The 20,273-nt window shown below is 73.4% G+C and carries 13 protein-coding genes and 2 pseudogenes; 6 read left to right on the forward strand and 9 right to left on the reverse strand.

Annotated features, from left to right (window positions below; translation table 11 throughout):
• Positions 1–96: 96 nt before the first annotated feature.
• From OP04_RS19945 to ppgK, 9 genes and pseudogenes are all read right to left on the reverse strand, one after another.
• Positions 97–1,578: a phytoene desaturase family protein gene (locus OP04_RS19945; RefSeq protein ID WP_157240068.1), complete on the reverse strand. Its 1,482-nt coding sequence runs from the start codon at positions 1,576–1,578 to the stop codon at positions 97–99.
• 52 nt (positions 1,579–1,630) lie between these two features.
• The gene (locus OP04_RS19950; RefSeq protein ID WP_033341259.1) at positions 1,631–2,755 is read right to left on the reverse strand and encodes a glycosyltransferase; all 1,125 of its coding nucleotides are present in this window, start codon (positions 2,753–2,755) and stop codon (positions 1,631–1,633) included.
• A 164-nt stretch (positions 2,756–2,919) separates the two neighbouring features.
• Positions 2,920–3,708: pseudogene (locus tag OP04_RS19955) on the reverse strand (carotenoid biosynthesis protein); the annotation flags it as partial.
• Complete coding sequence (locus tag OP04_RS19960; protein WP_033341260.1) at positions 3,705–4,259, reverse strand: GNAT family N-acetyltransferase; 555 nt, start codon at positions 4,257–4,259, stop codon at positions 3,705–3,707. The pseudogene OP04_RS19955 and the gene OP04_RS19960, both read right to left, overlap by 4 nt.
• 22 nt (positions 4,260–4,281) lie before the next feature.
• Complete coding sequence (locus OP04_RS19965) at positions 4,282–4,905, reverse strand: monooxygenase (RefSeq protein ID WP_232323657.1); 624 nt, start codon at positions 4,903–4,905, stop codon at positions 4,282–4,284.
• Positions 4,906–4,967: 62 nt separating this feature from the next.
• Positions 4,968–5,795: an FAD:protein FMN transferase gene (locus OP04_RS19970; protein WP_051798361.1), complete on the reverse strand. Its 828-nt coding sequence runs from the start codon at positions 5,793–5,795 to the stop codon at positions 4,968–4,970.
• Positions 5,796–5,861: 66 nt separating this feature from the next.
• A complete protein-coding gene (locus tag OP04_RS19975) occupies positions 5,862–6,971 on the reverse strand; it encodes a S1C family serine protease (RefSeq protein ID WP_051798363.1) in 1,110 nt (369 codons plus the stop codon).
• Between the two features lie 71 nt (positions 6,972–7,042).
• Positions 7,043–8,089, reverse strand: a complete 1,047-nt coding sequence (locus OP04_RS19980) for a zinc-dependent alcohol dehydrogenase family protein (RefSeq protein WP_033341261.1) — start codon at positions 8,087–8,089, stop codon at positions 7,043–7,045.
• Between the two features lie 7 nt (positions 8,090–8,096).
• Positions 8,097–8,831 (reverse strand): polyphosphate--glucose phosphotransferase, encoded by a 735-nt coding sequence (gene ppgK, locus OP04_RS19985; protein ID WP_232323655.1) that lies wholly within the window; start codon positions 8,829–8,831, stop codon positions 8,097–8,099.
• Positions 8,832–8,963: 132 nt separating this feature from the next.
• Here ppgK and OP04_RS19990 point away from each other — a divergent pair, with 132 nt between their 5' ends.
• The 6 genes and pseudogenes from OP04_RS19990 to OP04_RS20015 all read left to right on the forward strand — a co-directional run bounded on the left by OP04_RS19990 (position 8,964) and on the right by OP04_RS20015 (position 20,198).
• Positions 8,964–9,314 carry an ArsR/SmtB family transcription factor gene (locus OP04_RS19990; RefSeq protein WP_033341263.1) on the forward strand — a complete coding sequence of 117 codons (351 nt, stop codon included), beginning with the start codon at positions 8,964–8,966 and terminating at the stop codon, positions 9,312–9,314.
• A 337-nt stretch (positions 9,315–9,651) separates the two neighbouring features.
• On the forward strand, positions 9,652–10,104 hold the full coding sequence (locus tag OP04_RS19995; protein WP_033341264.1) for an SAV_6107 family HEPN domain-containing protein: 453 nt from the start codon (positions 9,652–9,654) through the stop codon (positions 10,102–10,104).
• Between the two features lie 84 nt (positions 10,105–10,188).
• Complete coding sequence (locus tag OP04_RS20000; protein ID WP_232323656.1) at positions 10,189–10,938, forward strand: hypothetical protein; 750 nt, start codon at positions 10,189–10,191, stop codon at positions 10,936–10,938.
• A pseudogene (locus tag OP04_RS56990) lies at positions 10,935–12,192 on the forward strand (DNA polymerase Y family protein); the annotation flags it as partial. The gene OP04_RS20000 and the pseudogene OP04_RS56990, both read left to right, overlap by 4 nt.
• Before the next feature lie 1,392 nt (positions 12,193–13,584).
• The gene (locus OP04_RS20010; RefSeq protein WP_033341266.1) at positions 13,585–16,914 is read left to right on the forward strand and encodes an error-prone DNA polymerase; all 3,330 of its coding nucleotides are present in this window, start codon (positions 13,585–13,587) and stop codon (positions 16,912–16,914) included.
• Between the two features lie 74 nt (positions 16,915–16,988).
• The gene (locus tag OP04_RS20015; RefSeq protein ID WP_063746641.1) at positions 16,989–20,198 is read left to right on the forward strand and encodes a S8 family serine peptidase; all 3,210 of its coding nucleotides are present in this window, start codon (positions 16,989–16,991) and stop codon (positions 20,196–20,198) included.
• Positions 20,199–20,273 lie beyond the last annotated feature (75 nt).

Raw genomic sequence — 20,273 nt, forward strand, 5'->3', positions numbered from 1 at the left:
GGGTCCGGCTTAGGAAATGGCCCGGTGCATTTCTTCACATATAACGGATGTATCCGGCCTGTGGGTCCTACGGTGAGTCACCGAACGGAGGATGTCTCAGCCCCGGATGATCTGGTCCGCGGCGATCTGCGCGGACAGCGCCACCATCGGCAGCCCGCCACCCGGATGCGCGGAGCCGCCGACCAGGTGCAGGCCGTGCACGGGCCCGCGGTTCGCCGGCCGCAGCAGCGTGTGGTTCGCGGTGCCGTAGATCGCGCCGCCCGGCGCCTGCGTCGAGACCTGCAGATCCGCGGGCGTGCGGACCTCGCGGAACACCAGCCGGTCCCGCACGTCCGCGCCGCGCGCGGCCAGCAGGTCCAGGATCCGGTCCGCGTACGCGTCCGCCAGCCCCGGCCTCCGCCAGTCCACCGCGCCCATCGCGGTGCCGTGCCGCGGCGCGTTGACCAGCACGAACCACGCCTCGTGCCCGTCCGGCCGGGCCGCCGGATCGTCCGCCACGGTCACGAACACGGCCGGGTCCGCCGCGGGCCGGGCCGGGACGCCGCGCCCGGGATCGCCGAAGATCGCGTCGAACTCCGCGTCGTAGTCGCGCGGGAAGAACACCGAGTGGTGCGCCGGCCCGGAGTTGCCGCGCACGCCCAGCAGCAGCACGAACCCGGCCAGGCTGCGGTCGGTCAGCGCGGCCAGCCGGCGCGGCGACGGCAGCAGGTCGCGGTAGAGCGTGAGCGCGTCCACGTTCGCCACCACGGTCCGCACCGGCACCCGGTGTGACGCGCCGCGCGTGCCGCGTACCCGGATCGCCTGCACCTGGCCACCGACCGCCTCGATCCGGGTCACGGTCGCGCCGGTCTCCACCACCACGCCGAGGTCCAGGCAGTGCGAGAGCAGCGCGTCCGCCAGCCGTCCGAGGCCGCCGCGCAGGTACCAGCCGCCGAAGGCCAGCTCCGCGTACGGGACCGCGGCCAGCGCGGCCGGCGCACGCCTCGGGTCCGCGCCCGCGTAGGTGGCGTACCGGTCGAGCAGCATGCGCAGGTTCTCGTGGCGCAGATGCGCGTGCCCGAGACCGCGCAGCGTGCGGCCGGGCGCGATCGCGGCCAGGTCACGGACGTGCCAGGCGAGCCCGGCCAGGTCGGCCGGGCCGTCGAGCGGGCGGCGCAGGACGTCGCGCCAGGACGCGTTCCACACCCGCTCGGCGCGGATCCAGAGCCGCCGCCAGTCCTCCGCCGCCTCCGGCCCGAAGGCGGCGTCGATCCGGTCCCGGAACTCGTGCGGGTCACGGCAGGAGTCCAGCGTCGACCCGTCCGGGAACCGGTGCCGCACGATCGGGTCCAGCGGCACCAGCTCGACGTGGTCGGTCAGCTTCGCGCCGGTCTCGGCGAACAGGTCCTCGAAGACCTGCGGCAGCGTGAACAGGCTCGGCCCGGTGTCGAACGTGAAGCCGTCCCGGCTGTAGCGGGCCAGCTTGCCGCCGACCGTGTCGGCGCGCTCGTAGACGGTGACCGAGTGCCCGGCCGCCGCCAGCCGTGCCGCCGCTGCCAGACCGCCGACGCCGGCTCCGATTACCGCTACCGCTGTCACCTGCCCTTTATAGGGCATGGTGACGGTCCGTGTCCCCGTGGGGCCGCTGGTGTCAGACCGTGCGACCGCGCCAGGTGAGGCGGCCCCGGCGGTGCAGCACGTGCGAGCGCAGCGTGAGCCAGGTGAGCAGCACGATCGAGACCGGGTGGGCGAGCGCGTCCGGCCAGGCCCGGCCGCCGGTGGCCGCGGCGGTGCGGACCCGGCCGATCACGCCGAGCAGCCACGCGGACAGCGCCAGCGCGGCCGCGGCGGGGCGGCCGGTCAGCGCGGCCGCGAGCGCGGTCAGCGGCGGCAACGTGTAGACCGCCAGCAGCACGGACAGCACCAGCGCGGCACCGGCCGGCGGGCCGAGCGACGCCCAGAGCGACTTCGCGTAGCCGTCGGCGAGGTCGCGCCAGCCGTCGTACATCCGGCATCGGGCCAGCCCGGAGCCGTCGGCCAGCGCGATCCGGCCGCCGGCGCGCTTCACGGCACGGGCCAGGCCGATGTCCTCCAGGATCTCCGCGCGCACCGTCTCGTGGCCGCCGGCGCGGCGGTAGGCGGCCGCGTCCACGACCAGCAGCTGACCACCGGCGGCGGCGAGCGAGGGACGGCGCGAGCGCTCCATCGCGCGCAACGGCAGGAAGGTGAGCCAGGTCCACTGCAGCAGCGGCTGTACGAGACGCTCGCCGGCGCTGCCGGCCACGATCCGGGGATAGGGGCTGAGCAGGTCCGCCCGGACGCGCCGGAGCAGCGCGACCGCGCCGGTGACCGCGTGCGGGTGTTCCAGCACGACGTCGGCGTCGATGAAGACGAGCACGGGGGTGTCGGTGGCGGCGGCGAGGCGGTGGCAGGCGTGCGGCTTGCCGAGCCATCCGGGCGGCGGGGGAGCGCCGTCGAGCAGGCGGACGCGGGGGTCGTGCGCGGCGATCGTGCGTACCACCTCGGCGGTGTTGTCGGTGGAACCGTCGTCCAGGATCACGATCTCCGCGATGTCCCGCTGGGCGAGCAGGCTGCGGAGGCAGGGGGCGACGCGACCGGCCTCGTTCCGGAGCGGCAGCAGGACCGCTACCTTTTCTACCGATTTTTCGGTTTTTATCGGTCTATAGAGGAGGCTGGCGTTGATCAAAGTGTGCAGCGTCAGCGCGCCGGCGGCGATGGCCTGGGTGGCGGCGAGGGCGAGGAGCGGGTCGATCATGCTCAGCGCGCGGCGGTGCCGGACGGGTGCGCGTCCCCGGCGGGAGCGTCCGGGGCCTCCGCGTCGGCGCCGTCTCCGTCGGATCCGACGGAGACGTTCGTGCCGGACCGGTCCGGGCGCGTCGCGGGAACGCCGTCCGGGCGCTTCGCGGGGAGCCCGCTGGAGCGCTTCGCGGGGAGCCCGCTGGAGCGCTTCGCGGGGAGCCCGCTGGAGCGCTTCGCGCGGAACAGCGTGGCCGCCAGCGGGATCGCCAGCACGGCCATGCCGATCGCACCCCACGCCGCCGACGCGGGCAGCCCGAGGAAGACCGCGTGCGCCATGATCGACGACCCGTACGTCCAGAGATAGAGCCCGTACATCGGCGCATCCACCACACCATCGACCGATTTATCCGTAGAAACAGATAAAAATCCGGCCATCACGATCGCGACCAGCAGCCAGCCCAGGTAGTTCGTCACCGGGATGCCGGGCACCCCGGGCAGCGCCGGCTCCGGCGAGTCCCAGGCCCAGTGCCCGGCCGCGACCATCTGCGGATCGAGGAACAGGTCCCAGGCGGCCAGCCCCGCGCCGGCCAGCAGCACCCGCGGCACGGGCGACGAGACCACCCGCCCCGCCGAGAGCCACGCCGGCCACGCCATCCAGGCCCAGGCCAGCGGGATGATCACCGGCACGCCCAGCAGCTTCGGGCCGAGCTGGCCGGAGTAGTCGTACCCGCCGAACGGGAACCCGGTGTGCACGCCGGTCGCCTCGACCAGCAGCCCGCCGCCCGCGGCCACCACCACCAGCGCGCCCGCGGTCCGTACGCCCCGGGTCACGGCCGCGTGCCCCACGGAGATCGCGAAGCCGAGCACCACGGTCGCAACGGTCAGCCCGGTACGGACGTCGCCGCGCGTCAGCGGGTAGCAGATCTGCGCCAGGACCAGGACGCCCAGCGGTATCCAGCGCACCGTCACAGCGGGTGGTCGGCGGGGAGCGGCAGCTCCCGGCCCAGCACCGCGAACGCGCGCTCGTCACCCGGGAAGTGGAAGTCGCGCAGCACGTCGACGTACCCGAACCGCCGGTAGAGCCGCCACGCGCGCGACTCCGTCTCCGGTGCCTCCGGTGTGGACAGCAGCGTGGCGCCGCCCTCGGCCATGGTCAGCAGTGCGCGCAGCTGGCGGGCGCCGATGCCGTGACCCTGCGCGGGCGGGCTGACGTGCAGCTCCACCACCTCGAAGCAGTCGTTCAGCCAGGTCTTGCGGTCCTGCTCGCCGAGCGCACCGCGCACCTGGTCGTGCCACCACTGGCCGGTCGCGGACGTGTAGCCGTAGCCGAACCCGGCCACGTGCCCGTCCTTGGTCAGCGTGGCGACCGCGCGGAAGCCGGGCCGCCGCGCGTGCGTCGCCACGTAACCGCGCCGGGCCGCGAGCAGCTCCGCCCGGTAGTTCATCGCCTCGCCGTACACGGTGATCACGTCGTCGATCCGGCGGAGCAGGTCGTCCGGCGTCCACGGCACGAGCCTCATCGTCCCCCGCATCCCTTCGCCATCAGTCGAGCACCGCTCGCTCGCCCGCCACGTCCAGCACCGCGAAGCGTGCGAAGAGCTCCTCCGCATACCACCGGGCTGTGGGCGTGCGCGCGATCGCCGCGCGGTGCTCCGGGTGACGGTACGCGAATTCCATGAGATCTGCCGTGCTCCGCCACACGCTGATGGTGCCCTGCCACCCGATCGGTGCCTCGCCGACGCCGAATCTGCTGAGCACGCCCTCCGCCTCGTGCAACGCGGCCGCGACCGGCGGGATCGCGCGCCAGAACGTGAGCGTGCGGGCCGGGGCGAGCCGGGCCCGGGTCAACGCCAGCACCTGCCCGTCCGTTTTAGGACCATTTTCCGGCACAAAGGGGGTACGACCGGACCACGTGCCCCGGCTGTGCAGCGGACGCAGATCCAGCCGCGCCGAGGCGGTGCTCAGCCGCGCCCACGCCCGCCCGACCGTCGAGCCCGCGAACCCGGCCGCGTCCGCCGCGCTGTCCCACACCGTGAGCGCGGCCCAGCGGGTGAGGTCCGCGTCGCCGGGCCCGAACGTGGCGCCGGTCCCGGTGCCGAGCAGCTTCGCGAAGCGCACGCCGGGCAGCGCCCGCACCCGGCGACGGTCCAGCGCCATCCGGAGCATCGCGCCGCCGAGCGCGCGCCGGGGCACCCGCCACACGTGCAGCGTGGTCAGCGCCGCCACGATCAGGCGGTCTGCGAGTAGAGGTTCGGGTCGCTGGTGGAGAGCACCAGACGGTCCCAGCCGCTGGTGGTGCGCACGGTGCCGTTCGCGTCCACGACCAGCGCCTCGTACTCGTCCAGGCTCATCAGCCAGGAGAGACCGTCCGCGCCCCGGGCCGCGGCCGCGATCGCGAACACGTCCGCCCACAGCATCGACGGGCCGGCGACGGTCACGGACCGCAGCTCGGTGGTGTCCTTCCCGGTGTACGGATTGATGATCGGCCCGCCCCGGTGCGCGGCGCCGGCGGTGGCGACCGCGCCGCTGGCGATCGCGCAGACCCGCAGCATCCGGTTCGGCTCCGCGGGGTCCTCGATGCCGACGCGCCAGACCGGGTGGCCGGGCACGGTGGTCAGCACCACGTCACCGCCCGCGTTCAGGCACAGGTCGTGGCCGTCCAGATCGGTCAGCCGCTCCGCGATGCGCTGCACCGCCCAGCCCTTGACCAGGCCGGACGGGTCGTACCGATAACCGCCCTTGGCCTCGGGGTCGGGCAGCCAGGGGTTGAAGAAGCCGTCGGTGCGCGTGTGCGCCTCCTCGCAGAGGCCGTGCACGGTGCGGATCGCGGGATGGCAGCCGGTGAAGTCGATCTCGCCGCGGTTGAGCCGGGCGATCTGACTGTCAGCGTGCGCCGGGTTGAACATCGCGTCCACGGCCCGGAGCTCCACGAAGACGCCGGCGACGTGCTGGGCGACCTCGTCGGAGTCCACTCCCGGGCCGCGCAGGTGGACGCTCACGGGCATGCCCATGACCTCTTCCACCCAGGCGCGCCGCGGAGGGGTGCTGGTGCTCATCCCGCACACGATATGCGTCGCGGGCGGGGACACAACAGGGGGAAGGCCCCCTAACGGAACCGGGGATCAGACGGCGGAGCCGGTGATCTGCTGGACCACGGTCTTCGCGGTGTTGATCGGGATCGCGAATCCCACACCGATGTTCCCGGTGGAGTCACCCGTGGTGGCGATCGCCACGTTGATGCCGATCACCCGGCCGGCCGTGTCGACGAGCGCGCCGCCGGAGTTGCCGGAGTTGATCGCCGCGTCCGTCTGGATCAGGTCGGTGAGCGTGTTGCCCTGCTGCCGCTGCGCGACGCCGCCGAACGGGCTCTGCGGCTGCTGCTCGCCGGTGTCCTCCGTGGTCTCCCGGTGCAGCGCGGAGACGATGCCGGACGTGACCGTGCCCTCCAGCCCGAGCGGGCTGCCGAACGCGAGCACGGTCTGACCGGCCGTGAGCGAGTCGCTGTCGCCGAGCGTGGCCGCGGTCAGGCCGGAGACGCCCTGCATCTGGATCACCGCGAGGTCGTGGGCCGCGTCCGTGCCGACCAGCGTCGCGGGCACGGTGCGGCCGTCCGCCAGGTCCACGGTGATCGTGCCGCCGTCCGCGACCACGTGGTTGTTCGTCAGCACCAGGCCGTCCGCGCTGAGGATCACGCCGGAGCCGAGCGCGGCGCTCTGCCCGCTCTGGATGTTGATCGTCACCACGCTGGGCGCGACGGCCTCGACCACGCCGCTCAGCGTGGTGATCGTGCCGGCCGCGATGGCGGTGGACGCGGTGGACCCGGACGCGGTGGTGGTGGTCGTGCCGGGTCCGCCGAGCGCGTTACCGATCACGCCGCCGGTGGTGCCGGCCGCGATGGCCAGCGCGAACGCGGCCGCGGCCAGCGCGGTGCGGCGCCGGCGGCGCGGACGTCCGTTGCCACCGACCGGGCCACCGCTCATCGGCGGGTAGAGCGGCGGGGCCGGCGGCGCGGGCGGGGCCGGGGGAGCGGCGGGCAGTCCGAGCGGCGACAGCGAGGCGGGCGGCGCGGCCGGAGCGCCGTAGGCCGGAGCAGGGTAGGCGTAGGACGGCGCGGCGTAGGTGTGCGCGACCGGGTGGGCGGCGACCGGGTGCGCCGGGTAGTGGGCGACGGGGCCCTCGGCGTACCGCTGCGTGGTGTTGATCTGCTCTTGGCTGTGCATCGCGTCGGTCATGAGAACGACGATGCGCCCCGAGGATCTGCTCCGCCTTGGTCCCAGCTGTGAATGATCTGAGGACAGTTGATCTAGATTCGGGGATCGACCAGCCGGACGCCGGGCACCGTGGGACGATCCATCGTGGTGAGCGCGTCCGCCGCCTCCGCCAGCCCCATCGTGTCCGCCACCAGCAGATCCGGCCGCAACGTGCCGGACGTCACCAGCTCCAGCAGCGCCGGATACGCGTGCGCGGCCATCCCGTGACTGCCCCGCAGCTCCAGTTCCAGAGCAATGACCCGATCCATGGGTACGGCCGGCGCGCCGGACACCGCGGGCAACAGCCCCACCTGCACGTGCCGGCCCCGGCGGCGCAGGCTGCGCACCGAGCTCGCACAGGTCGCGGCGCTGCCGACCGCGTCGATCGACAGGTGCGCGCCGCCACCGGTCAGGTCCCGGATCGCGGCCGCCACCGCGTCCTCGCCGGCCATCGCCTCCAGCACCACGTCCGCACCGTGCCGCCGGGCCAGCTCACGCGCACCGGCCGAGGGGTCCACGGCCACCACGCGGGCACCCGCGGCGCGCGCGATCATCACGGCGGACAGTCCCACGCCGCCGCAGCCGTGCACCGCCACCCACTCGCCGGCCGCGACCCGGCCCTGCGCGACCACGGCCCGGAACGCGGTGGCGAACCGGCAACCCAGCGACGCGGCCGCGGCCGTGCCGATCGCGTCCGGCAGCCGGATCAGGTTGACCTCGGCGTTCTCGATCGCGACCAGCTCGGCGAACGAGCCCCAGTGCGTGAAGCCGGGCTGCGTCTGACGCTCGCAGACCTGCTGATCACCGGCGAGACAGGAGTCGCACCGGCCGCACGCGCAGACGAACGGCACGGTCACCCGGTCGCCCGCGGCCCACCCGGTCACGCCGGCGCCGACCGTCTCGATCACGCCGGCGAACTCGTGGCCGGGCACGTGTGGCGGCCGGATGTCCGGATCATGCCCGCGCCAGCCGTGCCAGTCGCTGCGGCACAGACCGGTCGCCTCGACCCGGATCACCGCGCCGCCGGCCGGGGCCGCGGGGTCCGGGACCTCGCGCACCGCCGGCTGCGCGCCGAACTCCTCGAAGACGACGGCCCGCACGGTGAGGTCAGACCGCCTCGGCGGCCAGCGCGGCCGCGCCGATGATGCCCGCGTTGTTGAGCAGCTGGGCCGGGACCACCGGGGTACGCAGCTTGACCAGCGGCAGGAACTTCTCCGACTTCTTGCTGACGCCGCCGCCGATGATGATCAGGCCGGGCTGCAGCAGCATGTCGATGTGCCGCAGGTAGCGCTCGACCCGTGCGGCCCAGTCCGGCCAGGACAGGTCCTCGGTCTCGCGGGCGCGGTCGGCCGCGCGCGTCTCCGCGTCCACGCCGTCCAGCTCCAGGTGGCCGAGCTCGGTGTTCGGCACCAGCGTGCCGTCGACGAAGAGCGCGGTGCCGATGCCGGTGCCGAACGTCAGCATCAGTACGGTGCCGGTCACGCCACGGCCGGCGCCGAAGCGCATCTCGGCCACGCCGGCCGCGTCCGCGTCGTTGAGCACGGTGACCGGGCGGCCGATCGCCTCGGTGAAGAGGCCGGCCGCGTCCGCGTCGAGCCAGGACTTGTCGACGTTCGCCGCGGTCTTGGTGACGCCGCGCACCACCACGCCGGGGAAGGTCACGCCGACCCGGTCCGGCGCGCCGAACTTCGCGGCCACCTCGCCGACGGCCTCGGCCACCCGCGCGACGTCGGCGGGCTGCGGCGTCTCCACCCGGAAACGGTCCGCCAGCAGCGTGCCGGCCTCGATGTCGACCGGCGCGCCCTTGATGCCGGAGCCGCCGATGTCGATACCCAAGATCACGATGACTTGTCTCCCACGATGCGATCAGGTGGTTCCTGGGAGCACAGCCTAGTAACCCCTGGCTACGACCGGCGCGGGCGCGGCCGAGTTTCAGCATGTACTTATATAAGAACGTCTTGCTAGCTTCAGTGCGTGCACGCGTTCGACATTCTCGGCGACCCGGTCCGCCGCCGGATTCTGGAACTGCTGGCCGACGGCGAGCGGGCCGCCGGCGAGATCGGCGCGGTCGTGCAGGCCGAGTTCGGCATCAGCCAGCCGGCGGTCTCCCAGCATCTGAAGGTGCTGCGCGAGCACGGCTTCGCCCGCGTGCGCGCGGAGGGCACCCGGCGGCTCTACGCGGTGGAGCCCGCGCCGCTGCGCGAGGTGGACGCGTGGCTGGAGCACTTCCGCGCGTTCTGGACCCAGCGGCTGGACGCGCTCGGCACGGAACTGGCCCGCGGCCGCCGCGCCCGGCGCTCCTCCGAAGATCAGACTTCCTCCTGATCAAGGGCTGGATCGCACCGTTGCGTTTTTGTCGTACCCGGGGTGTACTGTCTCAAGGAGTTAGAACACCCGTTCTAACTTGATCGGGTGAGGCGATTCGCGGCGCCGACCCCGATCGCGGTCCCGCGGAGACCGTGGCGGTTCCCGGGTTTCGCGAGCCGGGTTCCGCAACACAGGCAGGGCCGTCGTCCGCCACCCTCGACCCCCGGGTGGCGGACGACGGACCAGCCGACGCGGGTGCCGGCCGGATGTGATGTGGGGAAGCAGCGCGTCCGGCCGGCGCACCGGCCGGACGAATGCAGAAGGTCGCGTCACTACACGCGGAGAGGTCAGACTCATGGCGAGCAACGCAGACCACGTGCCCACCGTCCCGGCGCACATGCTGCCGCACCGCACCCCGGCCCAGCTGCTGGCGATCGCCCGGCGCGGCCTGGAGGAGGCGGCCCGGACCCGTCCCGACGGCCTGCGTTACGCGGCCGCCCACCTCGCCGCACTGCGCGCCGCCGCGGCCGTGCTCGCGGCCCGCGCCCGTCCCGCACCCGCCCGCCGCAACCGGGTGACCAGCGTGTGGGAGCTGCTGGTGCTGGTCGCGCCGGAGCTCGGCGAGTGGGCCACCTACTTCGCGCTCGGCGCCGCCAAGCGCTCCGCGGCCGAGGCCGGCATCCCCCGCGTGGTCACCGCCCGCGAGGCCGACGACCTGCTGCGCGCGGCCGAGCAGTTCGTGGCCGTGATCGAGGCCTCGCTCGGCGTCGCCCACCAGCCCTCCCTCGACGGCCTGGCCGCAGCCTGACCGCACGCCGGTGCGCACGTGTGACATCGCGGGCCGGATGGCGGAAGCGGCCTGGGAACGACAGATCGAACAGCTGAGGGTGACATGGCGGGCCGGATGGTGCTCGGGTCTGCCCTGGCACAGCTGGTGCGGCCGGCCAGCGAGATGGACGAGTCCGGTGCGCACCGCCTGTTGCCGGTGCTGCCCGAATTAGGTGGATTATTGCCGAGTCGTGGGCTGCGGCGGGGCAGCACCGTCGCGGTGGACACGGCCCGGCCCGCGCGCGGCGGCACCTCGCTGATGCTCGCGCTGCTCTCCGAGGCGTCCCGGGCCGGATCCTGGTGCGCGGTGGTCGGCGTTCCCGCGCTGGGCGTGCTCGCGGCCGCCGAGGCCGGCATCGTGCTGGACCGGCTGGCGCTCGTGCCGTACCCCGGTCCCGAGTGGCCGACCGTGGTCGCCGCGCTGATCGACGGCGTCGACGTGGTGGTCGCGGCCGCGCCGGACGGCGTCTCCACCGTGATCACCGATCGGCTCGCGGCCCGTGCCCGGCAGCGTGGCAGCGTGCTCGTCACCTACGGCGCCTGGACCGGCGCGGACGTCACACTCCAGATCACCGACGGCGCCTGGGACGGTCTCGGCCAGGGCCGCGGCCGCCTCACCCGCCGCCGCCTCACCATCTCCGCCACCGGCCGTGGCGCGGCCGCCCGCCCCCGCGAGATCCGGGTCTGGCTGCCCTCCGCGTCCGCCCGCTTCACCGCGGTCGTCGCCGGCACCCCCGGCGCCACCACCGTCACATCCGCCGACCCGCCCGCCACGTCCGCGGGCCGTCCGCCACTCGCGCTGGTCGGGCCGTGAGCGGCGGGGACGCGCTGCGGACGCTGTTGCTCTGGTGCCCGGACTGGCCGGTGGCCGCGGCGGAGATCGCCGAGGGGGTGCCCGCGACCGGACCGGTGGCGGTGCTGAGATCCAACCGGGTGATCGCGTGCAGCGAGGCCGCGCGCGCCGAGGGCGTACGCCGTGGCCTGCGCAAACGCGAAGCGGAGAGCCGGTGCGCGGGCCTGACCGTGATCGAGTGGGACGAGGGGCGGGACGCGCGCGCGTTCGAGCCGGTCGTCGCGGCCGTCGAGGAGCGGGCGGCCGGCGTCGAGGTGCTGCGCCCCGGTGCCTGCGCGCTCGCGGCCCGCGGCCCGGCCCGCTACTTCGGCGGCGAGGAACGGGCCGCGGAGATCATCGTCGAGCACATCGCCACGTCCTACGGCGTGGAGGCGCAGGCCGGCATCGCGGACGGCACGTTCGCGGCCGGGCTCGCGGCCCGACGCGGCGTCATCGTCCCGCCCGGCGGCACCCCGGCGTTCCTGGCCGGCCTCGGCGTGGAGACGCTGGACCGCCCGCAGCTCGCGGACATGCTGCGCCGCCTCGGCATCCGCACGCTCGGCGCGTTCGCCGCGCTGCCCGCCACGGACGTGCTCGCCCGGTTCGGCTTCGACGCGTCGCTGGCACACCGGCTCGCGGCCGGCCGCGACCACCGCCCGCTCGCGGTCCGGCAGCCGCCGCCGGACCTGGAGGTCACCGACAGTTATGAGGAGCCGCTGGGGCGGGTGGACGTGGCCGCGTTCGCCGCCCGTACCCTCGCGGAGAACCTGCACGACCGCCTCGCCGCGCACGGCCTGGCCTGCACGCGTCTCGGCATCACCGCGGTCACCGAGCGTGGCGAGGAACTGCGCCGTGTCTGGCGCCACGACGGCCTGCTCACCGCACCCGCGATCGCGGAACGGGTCCGCTGGCAGCTCGACGGCTGGCTCACCGGCACCAGCCGCCGCCCCGCGACCGGCCTGGCTCCCGCGCCGCCGCGCCCGACCTCCGGCATCATCCGCCTCACGCTCACGCCCGAGGGCGTGCTCGCCCACGCCGGCCAGCAGCCCGGCCTCTGGGGCGAGACCGGCGAGGAACGCCGCCGCGCCCACCGCGCGCTGAGCCGTGTCCAGGGACTGCTCGGCCCGGACTCCGTCGTCACTCCGGTCCTGGCCGGCGGCCGTTCCCCCGCTGACGCGGTCACGCTGATCCCCTGGGGCGACGAGCGCACCCCCGCTCGTCCCGGCCCGCTCACGCCCGACCCGGCGCCGCCCGCCGCCCGCCGCCGCGCGCGCAAACCCCCGCCCCAGCCCGTCCCGCCGGAACTCCTCACACCCCAAACCCCCGATCCGGGGGTACGCCGTGAAAGCCGCCCCCAGGCGACAGCCGTCGCGCCGCCACTCGTGACGGAGGGGCCGCCCGCGGCCGACTCGCTTGTGACGGAATCGCCGCCCGCGATGAAAAGGCTGCCCGCGGCGGAAGGGGCACCGGCGGTGGAGGGACCGGCTGTGCCGGGAGGCTTGGCCGACGTGCTGCCGCTGCGTCCTAAGACCCTCGCCGCGGTCGCTTCTCCGTCCCCGCTGCCGGAACGCGGTGACGCGGAGGAGCGGGCGATGGTGAGCGTCGCCCCCGCGCTCCCGGTCGAGGCGGCCGGCCCCGCGCGGTTCCCCGAGGTGAGCGGCCCTGCGCGGCTCGCCGCAGAGGCGGCTGGCCCCATGCGGACGAGGACGGCACCGCGGAGGTCACGTCCGAGCTGGCCCGGCAGTCTGCTGGCCCCGGCCCCCGCGCTGGTCCCCGCGAAGCCCGGCCGTGCTCTGGTCCACGACGCGTCCGGCCAGGAGGTCCGGGTCAGCGGCCGCCTTGAGCTCAGCGGTGATCCCGCCCTGCTGACGGCCGAGGGCGGAACCGCGATGGAGATCATCGCCTGGGCCGGCCCCTGGCCGGTCGACGAACGCTGGTGGGCGCCCGCCGAGGCCCATCGCCGTGTCCGCTTCCAGGTGACGCTGGCCGGCGGTACCGCGCTCCTGCTCTCCCTGGCCGGTGGCCGCTGGTTCGTGGAGGCGCTCTATGACTGACCTTCCGCCCGGCTGCCCGGTGTGTGCTTTTCGCGTTTTTCAGCTCAAAGCCCTTTCCCGCAACGCACCGTTGCGGCAAGCCCCGCCGATCCGTCGCCTTCCCACGCGACGGATCGCGGAGAAAGCACGCGAATCACCCGCGATGAGCGCCTCCGATCACCTCCGTCGGCCCGGCATTCACTCCATGTCGAGTACTCATCCCCCAGACGCTGGGATAAGCCGAAATTTCGGGCACGGAGTGCCCGATCAGCCTTGCAGCCCGGTGGGGCCGGCAAGCCTTTTGTGCAGTGGTGGATGGCGTGTGCGGGGTGTTCGCGATGTCGTCGCGCCGCGGGTGGTGGGTGGGGTGCGGGAATCGCGGCTTTTGCCCGTGTGACGCGAACCGGCTCCGATCGGCGATCGGAAGCGGAGCGCCGGCGGAGTCTTCCGAACGCCGGAGGTTTGCCCGCGGGAGCATGCGGGCCGGACCACGCCGGAAGCGGGAAGAAATGGGGTTTGGGGTTTAGGGCGGGAGCGGTGCGGCGTCGGCGGGAGCGGGCGGCGTGAAGGCCGGGAGCAGGGGTGGAGGGGCGGGGTGGGGTTCAGTAATCCGGATGTGCCGTGGTCGGAGCTGGAGCGGAAGTTGTCCGGCGGGTACGTGGTGGATCCGCTGGCGGTGGATGCGGACGGCGGGGACTCGCCGGCGTGGACGCGGAAGCGGCGCGGGTACGAGGCGCCGGAGGGCATCGAGCGAGGGGAGGGGGAGGTCGGGTATGCGGAGCTGCACTGTCACACCAACTTCAGCTTCCTGGACGGGGCGAGTCACCCGGAGGAGCTGGTGGAGGAGGCGGTACGGCTGGGGCTGACCGGGCTGGCCGTGACCGATCATGACGGTTTCTACGGCGTGGTGCGGTTCGCGGAGGCGGCGAAGGAGCTGCGGCTGCCGACGATCTTCGGGGCGGAGCTGTCGCTGGATCTGCCGGGGCCGCAGAACGGGGAGGCGGATCCGGCCGGTGAGCATCTGCTGGTGCTGGCGCACGGGCCGGAGGGGTACGCCCGGCTGGCCGCCTCGATCAGCCGGGCGCATCTGCGGGGTGGCGAGAAGGGGCGGCCGGACTACGGTTCGCTGGAGGCGGTCGCGGCGGAGCTGGCCGGGAACGTGCTGGTGCTGACCGGGTGCCGGAAGGGCACGGTGCCGTCCGCGCTGCTGTACGACGGGGAGGACGCGGCCGCCCGGGAGCTGGACCGGCTGGTGAGCAACTTCGGCGCGGAGAACGTGGCGGTGGAGCTGATCGACCACGGGGACCCGTTCGACGGCGTGCGCAACGACGCGCTGGCCGCGCTCGCGGCGAGGAACGGCCTGCCGACCGTGGCGACGAACAACGTGCACTACGCGACGCCGGGACGACGGCGGCTGGCGACCGCGCTGGCGGCGGTGCGGGCGCGGCGCAGCCTGGACGAGATGGACGGGTGGCTGCCGCCGGCCGGGACCGCGCACCTGCGCAGCGGCGCGGAGATGGCGGCACGGTTCCGGCACCATCCGGACGCGGTGCGGCGGACCGTGGAGTTCGCGGCGGACCTCGCGTTCGACCTGAATCTGGTGGCGCCGGAGCTGCCGGACTTCCCGGTGCCGGACGGGCACTCGGAGATGAGCTGGCTGCGCGAGCTGACCTGGCGTGGCGCGCTGGCCCGCTACGGCCCGCCGGAGGCCGCGCCGGACGCCTACGTGCAGCTGCACCGCGAGCTGGACATGATCGAAAAGCTCGATTTCCCGGGATATTTCCTGATCGTCCAGGACATCGTGGACTTCTGCCGGCGGAGCGACATCTACTGCCAGGGGCGAGGGTCGGCGGCGAACTCGGCGGTCTGCTACGCACTGTGGGTCACCAATGTGGACGCGGTGCGGTGGCGGCTGCTGTTCGAACGGTTTCTCGCGCCGGAGCGGGACGGGCCGCCGGACATCGACGTCGACATCGAATCGGACCGGCGCGAGGAGGTCATCCAATACGTCTATCGGCGGTACGGACGGGAGTACGCGGCCCAGGTGGCGAACGTGATCTCGTACCGGCCCAGGTCCGCGGTCCGGGACATCGCGAAGGCGTTCGGGTTCCCGCCCGGTCAGCAGGACGCGTGGAGCCGGCAGATCGACCGCTGGGGCTCGGTCGCGGCCGTCGACGTGGAGGAGATCCCGGAGCACGTGGTCGAGTACGCGAACGCGCTGCAGACCTTCCCCCGGCACCTCGGCATCCACTCCGGCGGCATGGTCATCTGCGACCGCCCGGTGATCGAGGTCTGCCCGGTGGAGTGGGGGCGGATGGCGGGCCGGAGCGTGCTGCAGTGGGACAAGGACGACTGCGCGAGCGTGGGCCTGGTCAAGTTCGACCTGCTCGGGCTCGGCATGCTGTCGGCGCTGCATTACGCGTACGACATGATCGATCTTGATCTTGATCTGAGCGCCATGGCGCTGGACGATCCCGAGGTCTACGACATGCTCTGCCGCGCGGACTCGGTCGGCGTCTTCCAGGTGGAGAGCCGCGCGCAGATGGCCACGCTGCCCCGGCTGAAGCCGCGCGAGTTCTACGACCTGGTGATCGAGGTGGCGCTGATCCGGCCCGGTCCGATCCAGGGCGGTTCCGTGCACCCCTACATCCGGCGCAAGAACGGGAAGGAGGCGGTGGTCTACCCGCACCCGCTGATGCGCAACGCGCTGGAGAAGACGCTGGGCGTGCCGCTCTTCCAGGAGCAGCTGATGCAGCTGGCGATCGACGTGGCCGGGTTCGACGCGGCCGGCGCGGACCAGCTGCGGCGCGCGATGGGGTCGAAACGGTCGGCGGAGCGGATGGGACGGCTCAAGCAGCGGCTGTACGCGGGGATGGCCGCGCGGGGGATCGGCGGCGAGCTGGCGGACGACCTGTACGTGAAGCTGTCCGCGTTCGCCAGCTTCGGGTTCCCGGAGAGCCACGCGATGAGCTTCGCCTACCTGGTGTACGCGAGCGCGTGGCTGAAGCGGTACCACCCGGCCGCGTTCTGCGCCGCGCTGCTGAACGCGCAGCCGATGGGCTTCTACTCGCCACAGTCGCTGGTGGACGACGCGCGGCGGCACGGTGTGGAGGTGCGCCGCCCGGACATCAACCTGAGCGGGGCCGGGGCGACGCTGGAGTCCACGCCGCGCACGGTGTGGGGCGGGGGCGGGCCGGGATCGCCGCCGCACACGTGGGGGCTGGGCGGACCGGTGGTGCGGATGGGATTGTCGAGCGTGCGCTCGCTGGGCGACGGGGTGGCCGAGAGCATCGCCACCGAGCGCCAACAAAACGGGATATTTCGAGATATGTCGGATCTGGCGCACCGGGTCGGGCTCACCGCGGGGCAGCTGGAGGCGCTGGCCACGGCGGACGCGTTCGCCGGGTTCGGGATGGACCGCCGCGCCGCGCTGTGGGCCGCCGGCGCGGTCGCGCAGGACCGCCCGGACCGGCTCCCGATGGGCGCGCCCGAGGCCCCGCCGCTGCCCGGCATGGAGGCGGTCGACCGGCTCTACGCGGACGTGTGGGCCACCGGCCTCTCCCCGGAGGCGCACCCGGTGCAGTTCATCCGGGAGCGGCTGACCGCGGCCGGCGCGGTGCCGATCGCCCGCCTCAAGCAGGTGGAGGCCGGCCGGCGCGTGCTGACGGGCGGCATCGTCACGCACCGGCAGCGCCCCGCGACCGCTGGTGGTGTCACCTTCATCAATCTGGAGGACGAGACCGGCATGCTCAACGTCACCTGCTCACCGGGCCTGTGGGCGCGCTACCGGCGGGCGGCCCGGACCAGCTCCGCGCTGCTCGTGCGCGGAATCCTGGAGAAGTCCGAGGGCGTCATCAACCTGGTCGCGGACCGTCTGGAAGCGGTGGAAGCGCCGGTTTCACCCCCATCGCGGGATTTTCGGTAATCGATGCCTGCAACGTAACCGTTGTCACGATCGTCTATGGGAGTGTGAGGGCAACCTACCCAGGGGGAGACCGCATGCGACGCTTGATCGCCGCGCTGTCCGCAACCGCAGCCTTTGTCGCCGTGCTACCCGGCACCGCGTCAGCTGCTCCGGCCCAACCTAGGCACAGTGGAAAGACCGTCACGCTCATCACCGGTGACCGCATCACCATTCACCAGCAGGACCGGCTGGAGCTGACCCGCGGCCCCGGCCGTGAGCACATCCGGTTCTCGACCCAGCGGCACGACGGGCACGTGTCCGTCATCCCGTCCGATGCTGCGCCGCTGCTGCGCTCCGGCCGGGTCGATCCGCGCCTGTTCGACGTGACCGCGCTGATCGGGTTCGGCTACGACGACAGTCGCGCGGACCTGCCGCTGATCGTCTCCGGTGGCAACCTGCGCGCCACGCGAGTGCTGCCCGGCGGGATGTCCGCGGTGCGCGCGGACCGCACCGGCGCGGCGTGGACGTCGCTGACCGGCAACGGCAACGCGCGCCAGGCCGCCTCGAAGATCTGGCTGGACGGCATCATGCAGCCGTCGCTGGACGTCAGCGTGCCGCAGATCGGCGCGCCGGCCGCGTGGGAGGCCGGCCTCGACGGCACCGGCGCCACGGTCGCGGTGCTGGACACCGGCGTCGACGAGACCCACCCGGACCTGTCCGGCCAGGTCACCGCCGCGCAGAACTTCACCGAGGGCGAGGAGGACGCGCAGGACCGGGTCGGCCACGGCACGCACGTGGCGTCCACGATCGCCGGCACCGGCGCGGCCTCGAACGGCCGCTACAAGGGCGTCGCCCCGGGCGCGAAGCTGCTGGACGGCAAGGTCTGCGTGTCGGGCGGCTGCGCCGAGTCGTGGATCCTGGCCGGCATGCAGTGGGCGGCCGAGCAGGGCGCCGACGTGGTCAACATGAGCCTCGGCGGGCCGGACACGCCCGCGGTCGACCCGCTGGAGGAGGCCGTGCAGACGCTCACCGAGCAGTACGGCACGCTCTTCGTCATCGCGGCCGGCAACTCCGGCGGGGACCGCACGGTCGGCAGCCCGGCCAGCGCGGACTCCGCGCTCGCGGTCGGCGCGGTCGACAAGCAGGACAACCTGGCCGTGTTCTCCAGCCGCGGGCCGCGGACCGGCGACTCCGCGATCAAGCCGGAGATCACCGCGCCGGGCGTCGACATCGTGGCCGCGAAGAGCGCGGACGGCTTCATCGACTTCCCCGCGCCGGTGGAGGGCTACACCACGCTCTCCGGCACGTCCATGGCCACGCCGCACGTGGCGGGCTCGGCCGCGATCCTGGCGCAGCAGCACCCGGACTGGACCGCCGACCTGCTCAAGTCCACGCTGATCGGCGCCGCGAAGCCGAACCCGGCGATCGCGGTCACCGCCCAGGGCGCCGGCCGGGTCGACGTGGCCCGCGCGATCACGCAGACCGTGACCGCGTCGCCGGCGACGCTCAGCTTCGGCCTGCAGCGGTGGCCGCACGCGGACGACCAGCCGCAGACCCAGACGCTCGCCTACCGGAACGCCGGCCCGGCCGACGTCACGCTGAGTCTCGCGGTCACGTCGCTGTCCGCGCCGGTCCCGGCCGGGCTGGTCACGCTGTCGGCGACCACGGTGACCGTGCCGGCCGGCGGCACCGCCTCGGTGACGGTCACGATCGACACCTCCCAGGAGATGGCGGACGCGTTCCACGGCGGCGAGATCACCGCGACCGCGGGCGACACGGTCGTGCAGACACCGTTCGGTGTGGACCGTGAGGTGGAGAGCTACGACCTCAAGCTGGACGTGGTGGACCGGACCGGCGCGCCGGCCGAGGGCTACCTCACGTTCGTCGACCTCGACCGGCGGACCTGGCTCGACGTGTTCCTGCCGGCCACCGAGGTGCGGCTGCCGAAGGGCAACTACGCGCTGGCCGCGACCGTCTTCGGGCCGGGCACGGAGGAGCAGCCCGGCGACCTGACGCTGGCCGCGCAGGGCGGATACACGGTGGACGGTGCGAAGACGCTCGTCATCGACGGCCGCAAGGCGAAGCCGGTCTCGGTCACGGTGCCGCACGCGGAGGCGTCGCCGTCGCTGGCCGAGCTGACCGTGAGCGGCCCGTTCTTCGCCATCGGCGTGCTGGGGGACTCGTTCGGGAACCTGTACTCGCTGAACACCGGGCCGGACACCGCGGTGGAGGGGTTCAACTCGTATCTGAACGCCACGCTGGTGAAGAAGGACGCGGACGGGACGTTCGAGAACAGCCCGTACAGCTACTCCGTGTTCTTCCTGAACGAGGGCACGCTGCCGACCGGCTTCAGTCGCACGGCACGGCAGCGCGACCTGGGTACGGTCACGGCCGCGCACTTCAGGCAGGGGACCACGGCGGACTCCGGGGCCAAGGGCGCGTACCCGTGGCACCCGCTGATCCCGGGCGGGTTCTTCAGCCTGACCGCTTACACCTCGCTGCCGTTCACCCGCACCGAGTACTACAACGCGGACCACGGCGTGCAGTGGGTGCCGGTCTTCGGCGAGACCGCGGACGGCGGCAACGAGAGCCTCTCCAGCCAGTACGGGTCGAAGACCGCGTACCGGACCGGCCGTACCGTCAAGGAGCAGTGGAACAAGCCGGTGTTCGGCCCGTCGTTCCCGGACCCGGGCTTCACGTTCTCCGGCCGCGCCGGGGACGTCGTGGTGCTGGGCGCGCCGCTGTTCGGTGACGGCGCGGGTCACGAGGGCTACTCGTCCGGGCTGACGTCCGCGGCGACCCGCCTCTACCGCAACGGCCAGCTGGTCGGCGAGACCGCGGACGTCTACGGCCAGTTCGACGTGCCGGCGGAGCACGCTTCCTACCGTGCGGAGCAGACCGCCACGCGCGGCGCGCCGCACCGGCTCTCCACGTCGGTGAGCGCGGTCTGGACGTTCACCTCCGCGCACACCGCGGACGAGACCGTGCTCGCGCCGTTCCCGCTCTCCGCGGTGGTGTTCACGCCGAGGACGAACGACACCGGCGTGGCCCCGAAGGGACGGTCGTTCTCGGTGCCGGTCCGCGTCGACGTGCAGGAGGGGTCGGCGGCGGCGCGCAACCGGTCGCTGACCGTGGAGGCCTCGTTCGACGACGGGAAGACCTGGCAGCGGGTCTCGGTCCGGGACGGCGAGGCGGAGCTGCGGCACCCGAACCGGGCCGGGTTCGTCTCGCTGCGGGCGACCGCCGTGGATCGGTCGGGCAACACAGTCACCCAGACCGTGATCCGGGCCTACGAGATCGGCTGACATCCGTACCCATGAAAAGTATTTGATCTGGATTTGTCACCCGAAGGCTGTCAAAGCGGTCTATAGGGTGTGAAT

It is taken from the genome of Catenuloplanes japonicus, from assembly GCF_000717135.1.
GTDB lineage: Bacteria > Actinomycetota > Actinomycetes > Mycobacteriales > Micromonosporaceae > Catenuloplanes > Catenuloplanes japonicus.